Raw genomic sequence first — 16,891 nt, 5'->3', positions numbered from 1 at the left:
CACCGCCCGTCACGACGCCGCGCCCGACGCGAAGACGGGCAGGTACATGGCGGCGACTGTGGCGGGAACAACAAGCACCATGCTGATGATACCGATGAGACAAGCGATCCACGCGCGCCGATGCGGAGTGGGCCAGAAGAGCCAAGCTGCCATGACAAGAACAGGAAGTAGCCAAAAGACTTGGTTGTAGTGCACGAACAGCTTGGTGAGTGCCGGCAAGTCGGCCCCAAAGGATTCAAACACCCGTCGGAACTGCGGTGTGTAAAGCATAGGCATCGCCCCAGCAATCACGGCACATAGCAGGCCGACGGAGAACGCGAGTTTTTGAGGGGTGGTACTCACAGATCTTTCCCGAGGGCTCTAACGCCTGAATTAAGCCGTGCCGCGAAGCGGCATCGGCTTGAATGAATTGTTAGGCCTCGGCGAGCGGTTCGCCGAAATCAAGTCGATTCCCGAATGGGTCAGCGATGCCGAAATCTCGCATGCCATAGGTCCGATCTCCGATAGGAACCACAATATTGGCGCCGGCTTGCTCAACGCGCGTATAGAGATCATTGATGCCTGTCACCTGAAGATACGCGCGAGACGTGCCGCTCGGTCGAGCGTCAGCACGTTTGGCGAGCGTAATCGCAACGGCATCTCGGCACACAGAAGCCAAGTCAGCCGGCTCACCCCAAGTCCACGCTACGTCAAATCCGAGCGTTTCTTGGTAGAACTGGAGCGCCTGAGGCAAGTCGCTCACCGCAAACGACGGTGAAACGGACTCTAGCTTTGTGTTTGCCATGAACTTTCCTTCGAGGCCTAACGCTTGAATTAAGCCGACCCGCGAAGCGGGTTCGGCTTGAATGAATTGTTAGGCCGCGCCCCGATCACCACTTGGCGCTCGGCGACGTGGCCAGGATTTCGTAGAGCCCAAAGACATCATTGTTGTCGACGCCAGGATCGCCGATGGCGTAAAGGGTGCCAAAGACAGCCTCGTAGGTGACCCTGCGGTTGATCAGGCAGAGATCTTCGGGCGAGAGCCCGGCTGCCAGCGCGCGCTCGATGGCTGGGCCGACCCCAGCAAAAGACCCATCAGGATCCCGTTTGCAGTTGGCAACGATATTGTCGAGCGTGGATGGGTCGGCAAGCGGATTGATGATCTCTTGCCAAAGATGCTCGACCAGATCTTCTCTCGATGTCATGGAAGGCTTCCTAGCGGCCTAACGCCTGAATTAAGCCGACCCGCGAAGCGGGTTCGGCTTGAATGAATTGTTATACGTGGCCGTCATGCCCGCCACGCATCCATTGCGGCCATGAGCGAATCGTTTGCCACGGTGAAGTTGCGGAGCTGTCCCTGCAAGTTGTACGCCCACTTTGGGCCATGGAAGTAGTTGTTGCGGAAGCGATAGATGATGATGAACAAGGCAACTATTGAATCCACTGGATCATGGTTGTCACCTGACAGCACCGCCTTGACCAAGTCAGGGCTGTCGTTGGCCCGAAGGTGGAGACTGTCAAAGCGATGAGTGTAATGCCCGCCTTGGAAATAGCGGTCCTTGAAGTAGCCGATGGCTGGGGAGAACGTAGCGGGATTGAGCTTGCCTTGCCTGTGCAGCTCCCGGACCCAGGCAGTAACCGCATTGGACGAGCCGTTTGCATGCAGGGCCTCAGCCTCGAAGTAGCTCCACAGCAGCGAGAAGTGCATTGGAGCGGTGCGCTCCGAAGGTTGGAGTGCTGCAAAGCCCTCAGCATTTCTCTCAAGCCATTGGATAGCGTCCATCACGTATAACGCTTAGTAGACCCCAGATCGGGGTGATAGCACGGAGTATTCAGCCTCTCACAGGGGCCGTCAATCAGAGTATTCCTACACGGAATCAACGGTTTGGGCGATGGTCCCCGCACGTCGCCAGGGCGACAATGGCATTGCGTATCTCACGAAATGAGGTGCTATGTCTTATCAGGCAGGAAAAGGGGCGGTAACGGGAGCAACCGCGGGAACGCGCCAGCAGCGGCTGTTGGACGAGGTTCGCGGCAGGTTGTGCGCCAAACGCTACAGCCTGCGCACCGAGCGCGCGTACCTGGGCTGGATCCGGCGGTTCATCCTCGCCAATGGCAAGCGGCACCCGACCCGGGCCGAAGTGGATCGGCTGTTGACGTCGACGGAGGGGATCAGTCCACCACCCAAAGCTATACCTACACGCTCAACCGCGGCGCGCTTGCGGTGCTGAGTTCGCTCGATCGCTGAACACGATGCCGGGAGAGAGGTCATGGACGACCGCGCCACAGATGCCGGCGCAGCGCCGCCATTCGGCGTCGCGATCGCATTCGCGCTGCTTGCCGGCGCCACGGCCTGCCTGTGCCTGCCGGCGTTGCCGGCATGGCCATGGCTGTTGCTCGCCCTTGGCGTCGGGATCGCAGGTTGGAGATACGGGCGCCATGCGCGGATTCCCGGAGTCGTGCTGGCGGGTTTCGCGCTTTGTGGGTTGCATGCTGTATTCGCGCTTTCGGTGCAGTTGCCGCCAGAACACGAACGCGCGGATTTCGTGGTCGCCGGGCGGGTGGTGCAGTTGCCTGAGCACGAGGAGCGGCGCACGCGGTTCCTGTTCCGCGTCGATCGCGATGCGGCGCAGCCGGCGTTCCTGCGCGGGCGGCTGCTGCGGCTGTCGTGGTACGACGGCTGGGATGGCGAGGACCCGCGCCGGTTCTACATCGCGCCCGGCAGCCGCTGGCGCTTCACCGCACGGTTGCGTGCGCCGCGGGGATTGCGCAATCCGGGCTGGTTCGACAGCGAGAAGCATGCGCTGGCGCGGCGGTTGGCGGCGGTGGGCTACGTGCGCGATGCCGACCCGGTCGAACGGCTGGCATCGGCGGCCGGCATCGACGCCTGGCGCGACGGTCTCGCCAGGCGGATCGACAGCGCAGTGCCCGGTGCCGCATCGCGCTACGTGCGCGCGCTGGCGCTGGGCGACACGCGCCGGCTCGGCGAGCGCGACTGGGAAACGCTGCGCGCCACCGGGCTAACGCACCTGATCGCGATTTCCGGTTTCCATGTCGGCCTGGTGGCGGGCTTCTTCGCGCTGCTGGCGGCGGGCGTGTGGCGGCTGCTGCCGACGCTGGGCCGGCGCATACCGCGGCCGCAGGCGGCGGCGTTCGCGGCATTCGCGGGGGCGCTGTTCTATGCCGCGGTCGCCGGCTGGGCGCTGCCGACGGTGCGCACGGTGCTGATGATCGCGGTGGTGGTGGCGGCGCGACTGTGGCGGCGGCCGCTGCGGGTGGCCGATTCGCTGGCGCTGGCGGCGATCGCGGTGCTGCTGGTCGATCCGCTGTCGGTGCTGGCGGCCGGGTTCTGGCTCAGCTTCGCCGGCGTCGCGTGGCTGGTGTGGTGCCTGCCGCATACGCGCGAGCAGCCGTTGCTGCGCGGGTTCCTGTCGGCGCAATGGGTGGCGACCCTGGGATTGCTGCCGCTGACGGTGATCCTGTTCGGGCAGGCCTCGCTGGCCGGGCCCCTGGCCAATCTGGTCGCGATCCCGTGGTGGAGCCTGGTGGTGGTGCCGCTGTCGTTGCTCGGTACCGGACTGGAGGCGCTGCACATGGGCGCCGGCACCTGGGCCTGGCGCCTGGCGGCCCGGTGCTTCGACCTCAGCTGGCCGCTGTTCGAGTGGCTGGCATCGGGCCGGTTCGCGCTGTGGTGGCTGCCGGAGGCGCGCTGGTATGCATTGCCGCTGGCGCTGCTGGGGGCGTTCTGGCTGCTGCTCCCGCGCGGGGTGCCCGGCAAGGCGTTGGCGGCGTTGCTGTGGTTGCCGCTGCTGTGGCCGGATCGCGAGCTGCCGCGGGAGGGTGAGGCCGAGCTGGTGGTGTTCGATGCCGGGCAGGGACTGTCGGTACTGGTGCGCACCGCGCGGCATGCGTTGCTGTACGACATGGGGCCGGCGGCGGCGGACGGCTACGACGCCGGCGAGCGGGTGGTGGTGCCGGCGCTGCAGGCGCTCGGCGTGCGGCGGCTCGATGCCGCCGTGGTCAGCCATGGCGACGACGACCACGCCGGCGGACTGGAAGCGGTGCGGCGGCGATTCGAACTGGCGCCGCTGTTCGCGCCGCACGGTTCCGGAATCGCCGGCGCCGCGCCATGCCTGGCCGGCACGGACTGGGAAGTGGACGGGGTGCGTTTCCGGTTCCTGCACCCGACGTTGCATTTCCCGTACCTGCGCAACGAGGCCAGCTGCGTGCTGCGGATCGAGACGGCGCACGGATCTGCGTTGCTGACCGGGGATATCGGCGAGGTGATCGAACGCGGACTGCTGCGCGACGACCCCGTTGCGGTGCGGGCCGAGGTGGTGCTCGTGGCGCACCACGGCAGTGCCAGTTCATCCGATCCCGGCTTCGTGGCCGCGACGGGCGCGGACTACGCGCTGGTGGCCTCGGGCTACGGCAATCGCTTCGGCCACCCGCAGGAGCGGGTGGTCGGGCGTTGGGAGCGGGCCGGCGCCGAAGTGCTCGACACCGCGCCCGGCGGTGCGCTGCGCGTCAGGATCACGCGCGACGGCGTGACGGCGACCTCGCGCCGCCGCACGCATCCGCGGCTATGGGATGCCGTCAGGCGGCAGGAGAATGCGGCTGGGACCCCGTCGAGAGATTGAATGCGCGTGCCTGGATGAGGCTGAGGCCAGGTCGGTATTCGTGGCGCAGGATGCCGTCGCGACTTCCGTCGCTCCCACAGGGGCAGGGAGTGCGGCGCGGCTCTGGTTCTCAAGTCTGCATCCAGCCGACCACGCTTCCCTTGTGGGAGCGACGGAAGTCGCGACAGATGGCGCCGATCGCAGCGGTGATCGGAGTTACCGGATGGCACCCTGAACGGCCACCCGCGACCGGGATCGATTTCCATGCTCCGCCAAGCATCGCGCCGGGCGGACCGACGGCTACGCTATCCTATCGGCCGGTTTCGATTCGGCCCACCGGGCCTGGGGAAGACACGTGCTGGAACTGGTCAAGGCCGGCGGTTGGCCGATGATTCCGCTGCTGATGATGTCGGCGGCCGGGCTGGCGATCATCGTCGAGCGCGCCTGGGCGCTGCGGCGCAAGGCGGTGCTGCCGCCGGGCCTGGGCGAGGAGGTCCGCGCCTGGGCGGTGCGCGGCCGGCTCGATCCGACCCACATCGACTCGCTGCGCAACACCTCGCCGCTGGGCGCGCTGCTGGCTGCTGCGCTGGATACCCGCAACCGCCCGCGCGAGGAGATCCGCGAGCGGGTCGAGGACGTCGGCCGCCACATCGCCCACCGCATGGAGCGTTATCTGAACGCGCTCGGCACGATCGCCGCGGCCGGCCCGCTGCTGGGCCTGTTCGGCACCGTGGTCGGCATGATCCAGATGTTCCTCGGGGTGATGGACTACGGCGTCGGCGACGTCAACCAGCTTGCCGGCGGCATCGGCAAGGCGCTGGTGTGCGCGGCCACCGGCATGATCGTGGCGGTGCCGGCGCTGATGTTCCATCGTCATTTCCGCGCCCGCATCGACGGCTACATCGTGGCGATGGAGCACGAGGCGATCCAGCTGATGGACGTGATCGATCCGCGTGCGCGGCGCGTGGCGGCGCCGGTACCGCCGCTCGCCCCAGGCGATGCCGTGCCGGTACAGGGCTGACCCGCGTGCGCATCCGCGACCGCCGCGCCGAGGACTCGCCCGAGATCAATCTCGTGCCGCTGATCGACGTGATCCTGGTGCTGATCATCTTCTTCGTGATCACCACCACCTTCGACACGCGCTCGGTGCTCAAGCTCGAACTGCCGCAGGCGAACGCCGACCAGGCCGAACAGCAGACCGAATCGCTGAGCGTGCTGGTCAATGCCGACGGCCGCTACTTCGTCGACGACCGCGAGGCGCTGCGCACCGATGTCGAATCGCTCAAGCGCACCATCGCCGAAGTCGCGGGCGACGATCGCGAACGGCCGGTGCTGCTGCGCGCCGACGCGCGCACGCCGCACCAGGCGGTGGTGACGGCGATGGACGCGCTGGGCCAGCTCGGCTTCCGCCAGATCTCCATCGCCACCGCCCCGGAGGCGTCCGCGGTCGCGGGCGCGCAGTGACCGGTTGATGGCCGAGCCGACGCAAGCGCAAGCCGCCTGGCCGATCTACCGGCGCCTGCTGGGCTACGCCATGCGCTACTGGCCGCTGCTGACGGTGGCGCTGGTGGGCATGATCATCGAGGCCACGGCCGGCGCCGCCTTCGTGCAGCTGATGGATCCGCTGGTCAACGACGGCTTCGTCGATCCGCAGCCGTCCGCGGCGGTGCTGCTGCCGCTGGCGATCGTCGTGCTGTTCGTGCTGCGCGGCGTCGCCACCTTTGCCACCGACTATGGCATGGCGCGTGCCGGCCGCAGCGTGGTGCGCGACCTGCGCGACCAGGTACTCGGGAAATACCTGCGCCTGCCGAGCGCACGCTTCGATCGCGAGTCGGTGCCGGCGATGGTCAGCCGGCTCAACTTCGACACCGAGCAGGTCGCGCAGGCCAGCGCCGACGCGCTCAAGGTGATCGTCGCCGACGGCCTGACCATCACCTTCCTGCTGGCGATCATGTTCATGACCAGCGTCAAGGTGACCATGGCGATGGTGATCGTGGCGCCGGCGATCGGCGTGCTGGTGTGGTTCGTGGGCAAGCGCTACCGCCGCATCAGCGGCGGCATCCAGACCGGCATGGGCGATCTGGCGCAAAGTGCCGAACAGTCGCTGGCGGCGCAGCAGGACGTCAAGGTCTACGGCGCGCAGGCGTTCGAGCAGTCGCGCTACGCGGGCCTGACCAACCGCGTGCTGCGCCTGAACATGAAGGTCGAGACGACCCGCGCCACGGCCTCGGCGCTGGTGCAGATCCTGGCGGCGATCGCGCTGGCCGCGATCGTCTGGGTGGCCACGCGCGAGGCGCTGGTCGGGCAGCTCAATCCCGGCGAATTCGTCAAGCTGATGACCGCGATGATGGGCATCATTCCCTCGCTGCGGCGGATCACCAACGTGCAGAGCGTGATCGGCCGCGGCGTGGCCGCCGCCGAAAGGCTGTTCGCGGTGATCGATGACGAGGAGGAGCGCGACACCGGCAAGGTCCCGCTGCAGCGCGCACGCGGCGAACTGGTGTTCGACCGCGTCGGCCTGCGTTATGCCAGGGACGAGGACAGCGAGGGCATGGCGCTGCAGGGCATCAGCTTCAGCGCGCGTCCGGGCACCGTGACCGCCATCGTCGGCCGCTCCGGCAGCGGCAAGACCAGCCTGGTGCGGCTGGTGCCGCGCTTCTACCAGCCCAGCAGCGGCACCATCACCCTGGATGGCGTGTCGCTGGACGACTACCGCCTGGCCGACCTGCGCCGCCAGATCGCGCTGGTCGGGCAGCGGGTGATGCTGTTCGACGACAGCGTCGCCGCCAACATCGCCTATGCCGCCGATGCCTCTCCCGAGGCGCTGCGCCGCGCCGCCGAGGACGCCAACGCCTGGGAGTTCATCGAGCGCCTGCCGCAGGGCATGGACACGCCGATCGGCGAGAACGGTGCATTGCTGTCCGGCGGCCAGCGCCAGCGCCTGGCGATCGCGCGCGCGATCCTGCGCGACGCGCCGATCCTGATCCTCGACGAGGCCACCGCCGCGCTCGACACCGAGTCCGAGCGCCTGGTGCAGGACGCGCTCAACCGGCTGATGCCCGAGCGCACGACGCTGGTGATCGCGCACCGGCTCTCGACCATCGAACACGCCGACCAGGTGCTGGTGCTCGACCACGGCCGCCTGGTGGAGCAGGGCACGCATGCCGAACTGCTGGCGCAGGGTGGCCTGTACGCCCATCTGCACAAGATGCAGTTCCGCGAGCCGCAGGACACGTGAGCGGAGCCGGCTTGCCCGTGCGCTACCGTGCGGCGCGGCGGGTCGCGCCCCGCTCCGGCGCTCGCCCGGTGCCGGCGTGCCGGCGCGGTCCGGCTCCGGATACGGGCGCATGAGCCGCAAGCGTTTGCAGCCCCCGGGGTATTGGTTCGACGGCAGCCGGCCGCCGTTGCCGGCAAGACTGCTCGCGGAGGCCTATGCCGGCGCGGTGGCCTCGCGCAGATGGCTGTACGACAAGGGCCTGCTGCGGCGCGGAGGCGTCGACCGGCCGGTGATCGTGGTCGGCAACCTGATCGCCGGCGGCAGCGGCAAGACGCCGCTCGTCATCGCCCTGGTGGAACGGCTGCGCGCGGCGGGGCGCACGCCCGGCGTTGCCAGCCGCGGCTATGGCCGCGCGCAGGCGGAGGATGCGCTGTGGGTCGACGCCGGCACCGACCCGCGGCGCGGCGGCGACGAACCGGTGCTGATCGCCCGGCGCACCGGCGCGAAGGTGCGCGTGGACCGCGATCGCCTGGCCGCGGCGCGCGCGCTGGTCGCTGCGGGCTGCGACGTGGTGGTCTGCGACGACGGCCTGCAGCACTACCGGCTGCGGCGCGATCTCGAGATCGAGGTGATCGACGGCCGCCGCCGCTACGGCAACGGCCTGCTGCTGCCGGCCGGTCCCTTGCGCGAACCGGCCGGGCGCGGCGGCGATTGCCAGTTCCGCGTCGTCAACCTCGGCGCCGACGAGGTCGGAGAGGCCGGCTTCGGCGAGTGGTCGATGCGGCTGCGGGTCGACCGCGCGCAGCCGCTGCAGGGCGGCCGGCCATGCCCGCTTCGGACCTTCTCCGGACAGCGCGTGCATGCGGTGGCCGGCATCGGCGACCCGGAGCGCTTCTTCGCCACCCTGCGCGAACACGGCATCGCCGTGGTGCCGCACGCGTTCGCCGACCACCACCGCTACGTCGCCGACGACCTGCGTTTCGGCAGCGACCTGCCGGTGCTGATGACCGAGAAGGACGCGGTGAAATGCCTGCCGTTCGCCGGCGAACGGCATTTCAGCGTGCCGGCGACCGCCGAACTGCCGGAAGCGTTCTGGATCGCGCTGCTCGACAGGCTATCGCACCTGTAGGAGCGCGCCATGCGCGCGATGCCGCGCCAGGCAATCCTTTCCGCTGCGGTGAGAGATGGGCCGTCGCCACGGGTGTCGCCAATGAATAGCCGGCGCTTCAAACCCTAATGGTTGTTGGCCCATTGCGAAGGGCTCGGCTGCCTATTTGTACCGCCCGTGGCGACGGGCTTAGCTATCCTGCAAGGGAGAAGGCTGCCTGGCGCGCTCTTACGGGGAAGGGCGAACGACACGAAAGGAGGTCTCATCTTGTCCGTCGCGGCCGTGCGAGAATCCGGTCCATGCCCGCACCCGTCGATTTCATCGTCGCCATCCCCGCGCGCCACGACGCCGCCCGCCTGCCAGGCAAGCCGCTGTGCCTGCTGGCCGGCGAGCCGCTGGTGCTGCACGTGGCGCGGCGCGCGCTCGCCGCTGGAGCGCGCGAGGTGTGGGTGGCGACCGACGACGAGCGCGTGGTGCAGGCGCTTTCCGGCACGGCGGTGCGTACGGCGATGACGTCCTCGACGCACCCGTCGGGCACCGATCGCCTGGCCGAATGCGCCGACATCGCCGGTTGGGACGATGCGACGCTCGTGGTCAACCTGCAGGGCGACGAGCCGTTCGCACCCGCCGCGGGCATCCGCGCGGTGGCCGACGTGCTGGCCGCGTCCGGTGCGCCGATGAGCACGCTGGCGGCGCGGATCGACGACGTCGACACGCTGTTCGATCCCAACGCGGTGAAACTGGTCCGCGCCGGCAACGGCGACGCGCTGTACTTCAGCCGCGCACCGGTGCCGTGGCCGCGCGACGCCTTCGCCGCCGACCGGAGCCGTTTGCCGGGGGAGGGCTCCTGGCTGCGGCATATCGGCATCTACGGCTATCGCGCCGGCTTCCTGCGCACCTTCGCGGCGTTGCCACCGGGGCGGCTGGAGCGGATCGAGGCGCTGGAGCAGCTGCGCGCACTGGAGGCCGGGCATCGCATCGCCGTGGCGCTGACCCCGGAGCCGTTTCCGCCCGGCGTCGATACCCCCGAGGACCTGGCGCGGGCCGAATCGCGGATGGCGCAGGCGCATGGCTGAGCCGCTGCACCTGCTGCTGGTCTGCCTGGGCAACATCTGCCGCTCGCCGATGGCCGAGGGTGCGCTGCGGATGCGCCTGGACGAGGCGGGACTGCGGCACGTGGCGGTCGATTCGGCCGGGACCGGCGACTGGCACGCCGGCGATCCGTCGGACCGGCGCGCGATCGCCACCGCCGCGCGCCACGGCGTCGACATCTCCGGCCTGCGCGCGCGGCAGCTGCAGCCCGCCGACTACACCCGTTTCGACTGGCTGCTGTGCGCCGACCTGCAGAACCTGCGCGACGTGCAGGCGCGGCGGCCGGCCGCCGCTTCGGCCCGGATCGAGCTGTTCACGCGCTGGGCCGGCGCCGAAGCCATCGGCGACGGTGCCATTCCCGATCCGTACACCGGCGGACAAGACGAATTCGAGCATGTCTGGTCGGTGGTGGACGCGGCCGCCGCCGCGGCCGTACGCAGTCTGCAGGCCGGCCGTGGGCCCACGGCCGGGGATTGACGCATAATCCGGCAAAGCGGACGCTGGCCGACAGGATGGATGCGCAGATCGCCCCCGAGTTCCCGAGTTCGCTGGACTGGTTGAACCTGACCGAGCCGCTGCGTATGGCGCAGCTGCGCGGCAAGGTGTGCGCGCTCGCCTTCGTCAACGCCGGCTCGGCGTGGTCGAGCCAGCGCCTGAACGACCTGGCGCATCTGCACGCGCGCCACGGCGAACGCCTGAACGTGGTCGCCGTGCACGTGCCCAAGTTCGAGCACGAGCGCGATCCGCGCCGGGTGGCCAAGCGCCTGCGCCGGCAGAAGATCGAGTTCCCGATCGCTCACGATCCGGACTGGACGCTGTGGCAGCACTACGGGATCGAGGCCTGGCCGACGGTGGTGCTGATCGACGGCGAGGGCAGGATCCGCGAGCGCGTGGTCGGCGATGGGCCGGTGCGCGAGCTCGATGCCCGTGTCGGCGAACTCGCCGTCGGGCTGGTGCCGCAGTCGCGCAGCGTGCGGCCGATCGAGCTGCGCCGCAGCGGCGAGCCGGCGCTGCCGTTGCGCTTTCCGGTCGGCCTGGCGCTGTCGGGCAACTACCTGTACGTCGCCGACAGCAACCACCACCGCATCCTCGAATGCGACCAGAGCGGGCGCGTGCTGCGGCAGTTCGGCAGCGGCGGTCCCGGCTTCATCGACGGGCCGATGGAGCTGGCCGCGTTCAACCGGCCCCAGGGCATCGCCGTGGAGCGCGACCTGCTGTACGTCGCCGATGGCGGCAACCATGCCGTGCGCCGCATCCAACTGCGTACCGGCGACATCGACACCGTGTTCGGCGCCGGCCGCCGCGGCACCGCCGCCGACGGCACGGTGACCGATGCGCGCGCGGTGGTGATGGACCAGCCGCGTGCGGTCGCGCTGTCCGGCGGCAGGCTGTTCGTCGCCAGCAGCGGCGACAACCGCATCTGGAGCTACGACCTCGGGAACCACGAGCTGCGCTGCCTGGCAGGCTCGGGCGCGCTCGAGGTCGGCGACGGCCAGGGCGCCGAGGCCGCCTTCGCCGAGCCGGTGGCGCTGGCCGCGGTGCAGCAGGTGGTCTACGTGTGCGATGCGGCCGGCTCGGCGGTGCGCAGCGTCAACATCCGCACCGGTCAGGTGCAGACGCTGCTCGGCCAGGGACCATGGGAGTTCGGCGACGCCGACGGCAAGCGGGTCTCCGCGTGCCTGCAGCAGCCGCAGGCGGTCGCGCTGGATCCCGACGCGCCGCGGCTGTGGATCGCCGACAGCGGCAACGACAGCCTGCGCTGCCTGCGCCTGGGCGGCGGCGAGGTGACCAGCTTCGAACTGCCGCGCCCGCTGCACGGCCCGTCCGGGCTGGCGGTCGCGGGCGGGGTGGTCTGGATCGCGGACACCGACGCCCATGCGGTGTTGCGCCTGGAGACCGCGACCGGCGACCTGCACCACGTCCCGATCGGCGAATGATCCGGCGAAGCGGTACCTGCGCGCGCGGCTGCGGCTGGATGCCGCGACCGGACGGCGTCGCGTTGAATCGCCCGCCGCCCGCCCGCATGTCCGATGCCTGCCATGCCATCGCATCCTGACTCAGGCGCTCCGCCGCCGCCATCGCCGCCGCAGGCCTTCGACGGCAAGGCCTTCGTCGCCAGCCTGAGCACCGCGCCCGGCGTCTACCGCATGCTCGCCGCCGACGGCAGCGTGCTGTACGTGGGCAAGGCCGCCTCGCTGCGCAAGCGCGTGGCCAACTACTTCAGCGCCTCGCCCAAGCCGACCCGGACTATGGCGATGCTGGCGCAGGTGGCGTCGATGGAGGTGACGGTCACCCGCACCGAGGTCGAGGCGCTGCTGCTCGAGAACCAGCTGATCAAGTCGCTCAAGCCGCGCTACAACGTGATGCTGCGCGACGACAAGAGCTATCCCTTCGTGCTGTTGACGCAGGAGGACTGGCCGCGGCTGGCCTTCCACCGCGGCGGGCGCAGCATCCCGGGCCGCTACTTCGGGCCGTATCCCAGCGCCAGCACGGTGCGCGAGACGCTCAACGTGATGCACAAGCTGTTCCGCCTGCGCAGCTGCGAGGACAGCGTGTTCCGCAACCGCTCGCGCCCCTGCCTGCAGTACCAGATCGGCCGCTGCAGCGCGCCCTGCGTCGGCCTGGTGTCGGCGCCGGACTACGCCGAGTCGGTGCGCCGGGTGGCGCTGTTCCTGGACGGGCGCAGCGACGAGCTGACCGACGAACTCAACACCGCGATGGAGCGTGCCAGCGAGCGCCTCGACTTCGAGCAGGCCGCGCGGCTGCGCGACCTGGTCGCCTCGATCCGCGGGCTGCAGGCGCGCCAGTACGTCGACGGCCGCGTCGCCGATCTCGACGTGCTCGCCTGCGCCATGCAGGGCACCAGCGCCTGCGTGCTGCTGCTGGCGTTCCGCGACGGCCGCAATCTCGGCACCCGCGCGTTCTTCCCCAAGACCAGCGGCAGCGAGGATCCGGCCGAGGTGCTGGCGGCGTTCGTGTCGCAGTACTACGCGGAACAGCCGCCGCCGCGCGAGATCGTGCTGGATCGCGTGATCGAGGATGTCGAGCTGCTGCAGCAGGCGTTCTCGGAGACAGTGGGGCGGCGGGTGCAGATCAAGGGCAGCGTGCGCGGCGAGCGCGCCGGCTATGTCGACCTGGCGCGACGCAATGCCGGCGCGGCCCTGGTCAGCCGGCTCGACAGCCAGTCGGCGCAGTCGCTGCGGCTGGAGGCTTTGCGCGAACTGCTGGAGTTGACCGAGCCGCCCCAGCGCATCGAGTGTTTCGACATCAGCCACACCATGGGCGAGGCCACGGTCGCCTCCTGCGTGGTGTTCGGGCCCGAGGGCGCAGTGCGCAGCCAGTACCGGCGCTACAACATCGCCGGCATCGCCCCGGGGGACGATTACGCGGCGATGCACCAGGCGCTGATGCGCCGCTTCCGGCGCGCGGTGGAAGCGGGCGGGGTGCTGCCCGACGTGCTGCTGATCGACGGCGGCGCGGGGCAGGTGACCCAGGCGCGGGAGGTGCTGGACGAACTCGGCATCGGCAGCGTGACGCTGGTGGGCGTGGCCAAGGGCGAGGCCCGCCGCGCCGGCCACGAGGCGCTGCTGCTGCCCGACGGCCGCGAGCTGCGGCCGGGCCCGGACTCGCCGGGGCTGCAACTGGTCCAGCAGGTGCGCGACGAGGCGCACCGCTTCGCCATCACCGGCCATCGCGGACGCCGGCAGAAGGCGCGGACCGTCAGCCGCCTGGAGGACATCGCCGGGATCGGCCCGCGGCGCCGCGCCAGCCTGCTGCGGCATTTCGGCGGCCTGGCCGGGCTGAAGGCGGCCGGGGCCGAGCAGATCGCGCAGGTCGAGGGCATCAACGCGGCGCTGGCCCGACGTATCTACGCCAACCTGCACGGGCTGGACGCGGAGGATTGAGGCGTTTGGGTTGCAGCCGGTCCTGACCGGTGACAGCGGCGGTACGCATGCGATGCGTCTTCGGCGGTCCCGGCGAGTGGATTCAGGTTGCGCGCTCCGACCGCTCCATCGCTCCGGCAGGGGGCACGGCGTTGCCGCGATCGCCGTCGGGTTCCCGACTGGATGCCGGTCGCCCGCCACCGCCCCGGAGCCCGCGCTTTCGCTCCCCTACGAGCTCGATGCCAGGCGGAAGTCCGACGGCCGGGCGCTTTCACCCAGCGGCAAACACGTCTCTTCCTGCTGCAATCCGGTCAGGGCCACGCTGTCGTGCCACAGCTCCTCCATCAGCTCGTCCCGCTGCGCGTCCTTCGACGGCGGCACGACGAGGTCGCCGTCGAGGTAACCGAATCCCTTCCCCCGCCACCCAGGCTCCTCCACCAGCGCGGCGACGTGGCCTGCCGCGATGGGCGACAGGCGCATGTTGTCGACGAAGGGGGTCGCCAAACGCCCCACCGCACGAAGAACGCCCCGGAGCGCGGCGGGAAGCTCACGGGCAAGGTCGGTGTCGACCATGAGCCCCGGATCGATCGCGAAGACGTCGGCCGTTTTTTCGAGCTGGCGCAACCGCTGCTGAAGGCCGCGCGCCTGCAGCACGTTGGCGAGCTTGGAGGTGGAGTAGCGCTGGCGGCCGTTGTCGAGCCGCCGCTCTGCCGGTGCCTCGTCGGGCATGGCGAGCGACCGCGCGCCCACCCACCTGGGTGCGGGGATACCGCAACGGCGGGCGAGCTTGTTCTCCGGCAGATGCACGCCGCTGGCGACGATCACTACCCGGGCCTGGTCGACGAGCTGGCCGGCGAGGCGGCAGAGCAACAGTTGATGGCTGAGCACGTTCACCGCGAAGGTGAGCTCGTAGCCGTCGACGCTGCGTTGATCGCGCGTGGTGTTGATCCCCGCGTTGGCGACCACCCCGTGAAGCGGCAAGTCGCCGAGGTCGTCGAGCGCGCGCCGCACGTCCCCGAGGCTCGCCAGGTCCGCCACGAAGGGCGTCGCCTCGACGCCAAGCTGTGCGATTTCCGAGCAGAGCCCCTCCACCGCATCGCGGCGGCGCCCGCCGACGACGACGCTGCGCCCGCGCCGGGCCAGCTCGAGAGCGGTGCGACGGCCGAGGCCGCCGGTCGCTCCGGTGATCAGGACGGCAGGATCGGGTGACATCATCAGTGGCCTCCAAGGTGGACGCTGTGAACTTTACGTCGAAAGTTAACGATGTCAACCTTTGCCGATGCCTTTTCCTGCCCGCATCGATCCGGAGACCCTCGGCGCCGACGCCCTGGCCATCGTCGAGGAGCTCGGATGGGACGCCTGGTCGCTCCGGGAGATCGCCAAGGGCCTCGGTGTTTCCCCGAACGCCTTGTACCGACACGTGTCCGACCGCGACAGCCTGCTCGTGAGCGTGGGTGTCGCCGCCGTCCACGAGCTCCGCGCCGCGCTGAACAAGAGCCGCGCGAAGGGTCGCGACCGGATCCTCGATCTCGCCAGGCGCTATGTGCGCTTCGCGATCCGCCGCCCCCACGCCTTCGCCGCCTTCGTCCACGCCAAGCCCGAGCCGGACGACCCCCGCGCCCAGGCCTGGTTCCTGCTCTGGACCGAGGTCCTCGAGGAAATCCGCGCACTTCTCCCTGAAAGCAGTGCCGCCGCGGCGTTCGCCTTCTGGTCTCTCATCCACGGCCGCGCCGAACTCGCCCGGGGCCCCGCCCGCTCCGCCGAGCCCACGGCGGGCCTCGATGTCGCCGTCGACGCGCTCCTGCGCGGCTTCGAGAGTCTCGGCGAGGTCCCGTCGCCGTTGCCCGACTACGTTCCGCGATGAAGTGGTCCCGCGTCCGTGACGGAAACTCCGTCCCGATTCACCCCTCTCCATCCTCCGTGATTGCAGTCGCATCCGCGGCCCCGGGTCCTGCAGGGCATGCGCACGCACCGTAGAATGGCGTTGCCGCCGTGGCGCGCACATGTCCGCCAACCGAGGCGGGTAGGGGCGCTGCTCGCGGCATTGGACGAGCCCCGGATGAAACTGACGATACCCACCTGGCTGACGCTGCTGCGGATCCTGATGATCCCGTTGCTGGTGCTGGTGTTCTATCTGCCGTTCGGCTGGACCAACTTCGCCTCCGCCGCCATCTTCGGCCTGGCCGCGATCACCGATTGGCTGGACGGCTGGATCGCCCGCCGCTATCACCAGTATTCGGCGTTCGGCGCCTTTCTCGACCCGGTCGCCGACAAGCTGATGGTCGCGGTGGCGCTGTTCCTGATCGTCCAGGCCCACCCGACGCCGTGGATGGCGTTCTGGGCGGCGGTGATCGTCGGTCGCGAGATCGCGGTGTCGGCGCTGCGCGAATGGATGGCCGAGCTCGGCCAGCGCGCCACCGTGCGCGTGGCCAGCATCGGCAAGTTCAAGACCGTCGTGCAGATGCTGGCGCTGCTGTTCCTGTTGTACTCGGTGACCCCGCAACGGCCGCCGGGGGCCGCGCCCTGGCTGGGCGGGCCGATCTTCCATCTCGGCGACTGGCTGCTGGCCGTCGCGGCGCTGCTGACGCTGTGGTCGGGCCTGCAGTACCTGCGCGCCGCCTGGCCGGTCCTGCGCGACGGCGAGGGCCACGGGGTGGACCATCCGTCCGCGGCGGATCGTGCTGATTCAAGCGCCGGCAGCCGCGAGGAAGAGTGAGGGAGCGGATCGGCCGTCCGCGCCGCGGGCGCGAAAAGCGTGCCGGCAACGGCCGGATTCACGGACTTCGCGCGGATGGCGCGCTCCCGCGGACAGCCGGATCGGCGACGGAGTCCCGGCATGGCGCCGCCGTTCCTGACCGGCGGATGGACACGAAAGTTGACACGCCGCCGGCGGACGGTAAAATTCCGCCTCCTCTGCGGGAATAGCTCAGTTGGTAGAGCACGACCTTGCCAAGGTCGGGGTCGCGAGTTCGAGTCTCGTTTCCCGCTCAAT

At 69.7% G+C, this 16,891-nt stretch carries 16 protein-coding genes, 1 tRNA gene and 1 pseudogene; 13 read left to right on the top strand and 5 right to left on the bottom strand.

The features are described from left to right. Window positions 1-9: 9 nt before the first annotated feature. The 4 genes from AB5T46_RS19860 to AB5T46_RS19845 all read right to left on the bottom strand — a co-directional run bounded on the left by AB5T46_RS19860 (window position 10) and on the right by AB5T46_RS19845 (window position 1,687). Window positions 10-342: a hypothetical protein gene (locus AB5T46_RS19860; RefSeq protein WP_370565835.1), complete on the bottom strand. Its 333-nt coding sequence runs from the start codon at window positions 340-342 to the stop codon at window positions 10-12. Window positions 343-412: 70 nt separating this feature from the next. Further along, entirely contained in the window at window positions 413-784 is a 372-nt protein-coding gene (locus AB5T46_RS19855; RefSeq protein WP_370565834.1) for a glyoxalase superfamily protein, read from the bottom strand. A gap of 85 nt (window positions 785-869) precedes the next feature. After that, window positions 870-1,184 (bottom strand): hypothetical protein, encoded by a 315-nt coding sequence (locus AB5T46_RS19850; protein WP_370565833.1) that lies wholly within the window; start codon window positions 1,182-1,184, stop codon window positions 870-872. Window positions 1,185-1,267: 83 nt separating this feature from the next. After that, window positions 1,268-1,687, bottom strand: a complete 420-nt coding sequence (locus AB5T46_RS19845; protein ID WP_370565832.1) for a hypothetical protein — start codon at window positions 1,685-1,687, stop codon at window positions 1,268-1,270. Window positions 1,688-1,931: 244 nt separating this feature from the next. Here AB5T46_RS19845 and AB5T46_RS19840 point away from each other — a divergent pair. The 10 genes and pseudogenes from AB5T46_RS19840 to uvrC form a co-directional block, all read left to right on the top strand. Next, a pseudogene (locus AB5T46_RS19840) lies at window positions 1,932-2,138 on the top strand (phage integrase N-terminal SAM-like domain-containing protein); the annotation flags it as partial. Between the two features lie 111 nt (window positions 2,139-2,249). Continuing rightward, window positions 2,250-4,619, top strand: a complete 2,370-nt coding sequence (locus tag AB5T46_RS19835; RefSeq protein ID WP_370565831.1) for a DNA internalization-related competence protein ComEC/Rec2 — start codon at window positions 2,250-2,252, stop codon at window positions 4,617-4,619. 334 nt (window positions 4,620-4,953) lie between these two features. Beyond that, window positions 4,954-5,619 (top strand): MotA/TolQ/ExbB proton channel family protein, encoded by a 666-nt coding sequence (locus AB5T46_RS19830; protein WP_370565830.1) that lies wholly within the window; start codon window positions 4,954-4,956, stop codon window positions 5,617-5,619. 5 nt (window positions 5,620-5,624) lie between these two features. Beyond that, window positions 5,625-6,062 (top strand): ExbD/TolR family protein, encoded by a 438-nt coding sequence (locus AB5T46_RS19825; protein WP_370565829.1) that lies wholly within the window; start codon window positions 5,625-5,627, stop codon window positions 6,060-6,062. A 7-nt stretch (window positions 6,063-6,069) separates the two neighbouring features. After that, on the top strand, window positions 6,070-7,836 hold the full coding sequence (msbA, locus tag AB5T46_RS19820; RefSeq protein WP_370565828.1) for a lipid A export permease/ATP-binding protein MsbA: 1,767 nt from the start codon (window positions 6,070-6,072) through the stop codon (window positions 7,834-7,836). 109 nt (window positions 7,837-7,945) lie between these two features. After that, entirely contained in the window at window positions 7,946-8,944 is a 999-nt protein-coding gene (gene lpxK, locus AB5T46_RS19815; RefSeq protein WP_370565827.1) for a tetraacyldisaccharide 4'-kinase, read from the top strand. 278 nt (window positions 8,945-9,222) lie between these two features. Further along, entirely contained in the window at window positions 9,223-9,999 is a 777-nt protein-coding gene (gene kdsB, locus AB5T46_RS19810) for a 3-deoxy-manno-octulosonate cytidylyltransferase (protein ID WP_370565826.1), read from the top strand. Window positions 10,000-10,003: 4 nt separating this feature from the next. Beyond that, window positions 10,004-10,492 carry a low molecular weight protein-tyrosine-phosphatase gene (locus AB5T46_RS19805; protein ID WP_370565836.1) on the top strand — a complete coding sequence of 163 codons (489 nt, stop codon included), beginning with the start codon at window positions 10,004-10,006 and terminating at the stop codon, window positions 10,490-10,492. Window positions 10,493-10,527: 35 nt separating this feature from the next. Further along, window positions 10,528-11,952, top strand: coding sequence for a redoxin domain-containing protein (locus AB5T46_RS19800; RefSeq protein ID WP_370565825.1), 1,425 nt, complete (start codon window positions 10,528-10,530; stop codon window positions 11,950-11,952). A 102-nt stretch (window positions 11,953-12,054) separates the two neighbouring features. Then, window positions 12,055-13,920 (top strand): excinuclease ABC subunit UvrC, encoded by a 1,866-nt coding sequence (uvrC, locus tag AB5T46_RS19795; protein ID WP_370565824.1) that lies wholly within the window; start codon window positions 12,055-12,057, stop codon window positions 13,918-13,920. Between the two features lie 207 nt (window positions 13,921-14,127). Here uvrC and AB5T46_RS19790 read toward each other — a convergent pair whose 3' ends face one another. Beyond that, window positions 14,128-15,114 (bottom strand): SDR family NAD(P)-dependent oxidoreductase, encoded by a 987-nt coding sequence (locus AB5T46_RS19790; protein WP_370565823.1) that lies wholly within the window; start codon window positions 15,112-15,114, stop codon window positions 14,128-14,130. Between the two features lie 64 nt (window positions 15,115-15,178). Here AB5T46_RS19790 and AB5T46_RS19785 point away from each other — a divergent pair, with 64 nt between their 5' ends. From AB5T46_RS19785 to AB5T46_RS19775, 3 genes are all read left to right on the top strand, one after another. Beyond that, window positions 15,179-15,763: a TetR/AcrR family transcriptional regulator gene (locus tag AB5T46_RS19785; RefSeq protein WP_370565822.1), complete on the top strand. Its 585-nt coding sequence runs from the start codon at window positions 15,179-15,181 to the stop codon at window positions 15,761-15,763. A 195-nt stretch (window positions 15,764-15,958) separates the two neighbouring features. Continuing rightward, entirely contained in the window at window positions 15,959-16,615 is a 657-nt protein-coding gene (gene pgsA / locus AB5T46_RS19780) for a CDP-diacylglycerol--glycerol-3-phosphate 3-phosphatidyltransferase (RefSeq protein WP_370565821.1), read from the top strand. A gap of 199 nt (window positions 16,616-16,814) precedes the next feature. Then, a tRNA-Gly gene (locus AB5T46_RS19775) sits at window positions 16,815-16,887 on the top strand. Window positions 16,888-16,891 lie beyond the last annotated feature (4 nt).

This window comes from Luteimonas salinilitoris, assembly GCF_041300785.1.
In the GTDB taxonomy this organism is placed as follows: Bacteria; Pseudomonadota; Gammaproteobacteria; order Xanthomonadales; family Xanthomonadaceae; genus Luteimonas; species Luteimonas salinilitoris.
This window is presented reverse-complemented; position numbering and strand designations above follow the sequence as displayed.

Excerpts from the sequence above, each read along its gene's own strand:
- AB5T46_RS19855 (WP_370565834.1), bottom strand. The coding sequence starts at position 784 with ATGGCAAACACAAAGCTAGAGTCCGTTTCACCGTCGTTTGCGGTGAGC.
- kdsB (WP_370565826.1), top strand. The coding sequence starts at position 9,223 with ATGCCCGCACCCGTCGATTTCATCGTCGCCATCCCCGCGCGCCACGAC.
- AB5T46_RS19785 (WP_370565822.1), top strand. The coding sequence starts at position 15,179 with ATGCCTTTTCCTGCCCGCATCGATCCGGAGACCCTCGGCGCCGACGCC.
- AB5T46_RS19850 (WP_370565833.1), bottom strand. The coding sequence starts at position 1,184 with ATGACATCGAGAGAAGATCTGGTCGAGCATCTTTGGCAAGAGATCATC.
- AB5T46_RS19845 (WP_370565832.1), bottom strand. The coding sequence starts at position 1,687 with ATGCACTTCTCGCTGCTGTGGAGCTACTTCGAGGCTGAGGCCCTGCAT.
- AB5T46_RS19835 (WP_370565831.1), top strand. The coding sequence starts at position 2,250 with ATGGACGACCGCGCCACAGATGCCGGCGCAGCGCCGCCATTCGGCGTC.
- lpxK (WP_370565827.1), top strand. The coding sequence starts at position 7,946 with ATGAGCCGCAAGCGTTTGCAGCCCCCGGGGTATTGGTTCGACGGCAGC.
- uvrC (WP_370565824.1), top strand. The coding sequence starts at position 12,055 with ATGCCATCGCATCCTGACTCAGGCGCTCCGCCGCCGCCATCGCCGCCG.
- msbA (WP_370565828.1), top strand. The coding sequence starts at position 6,070 with ATGGCCGAGCCGACGCAAGCGCAAGCCGCCTGGCCGATCTACCGGCGC.
- AB5T46_RS19800 (WP_370565825.1), top strand. The coding sequence starts at position 10,528 with ATGGATGCGCAGATCGCCCCCGAGTTCCCGAGTTCGCTGGACTGGTTG.
- AB5T46_RS19790 (WP_370565823.1), bottom strand. The coding sequence starts at position 15,114 with ATGATGTCACCCGATCCTGCCGTCCTGATCACCGGAGCGACCGGCGGC.
- pgsA (WP_370565821.1), top strand. The coding sequence starts at position 15,959 with ATGAAACTGACGATACCCACCTGGCTGACGCTGCTGCGGATCCTGATG.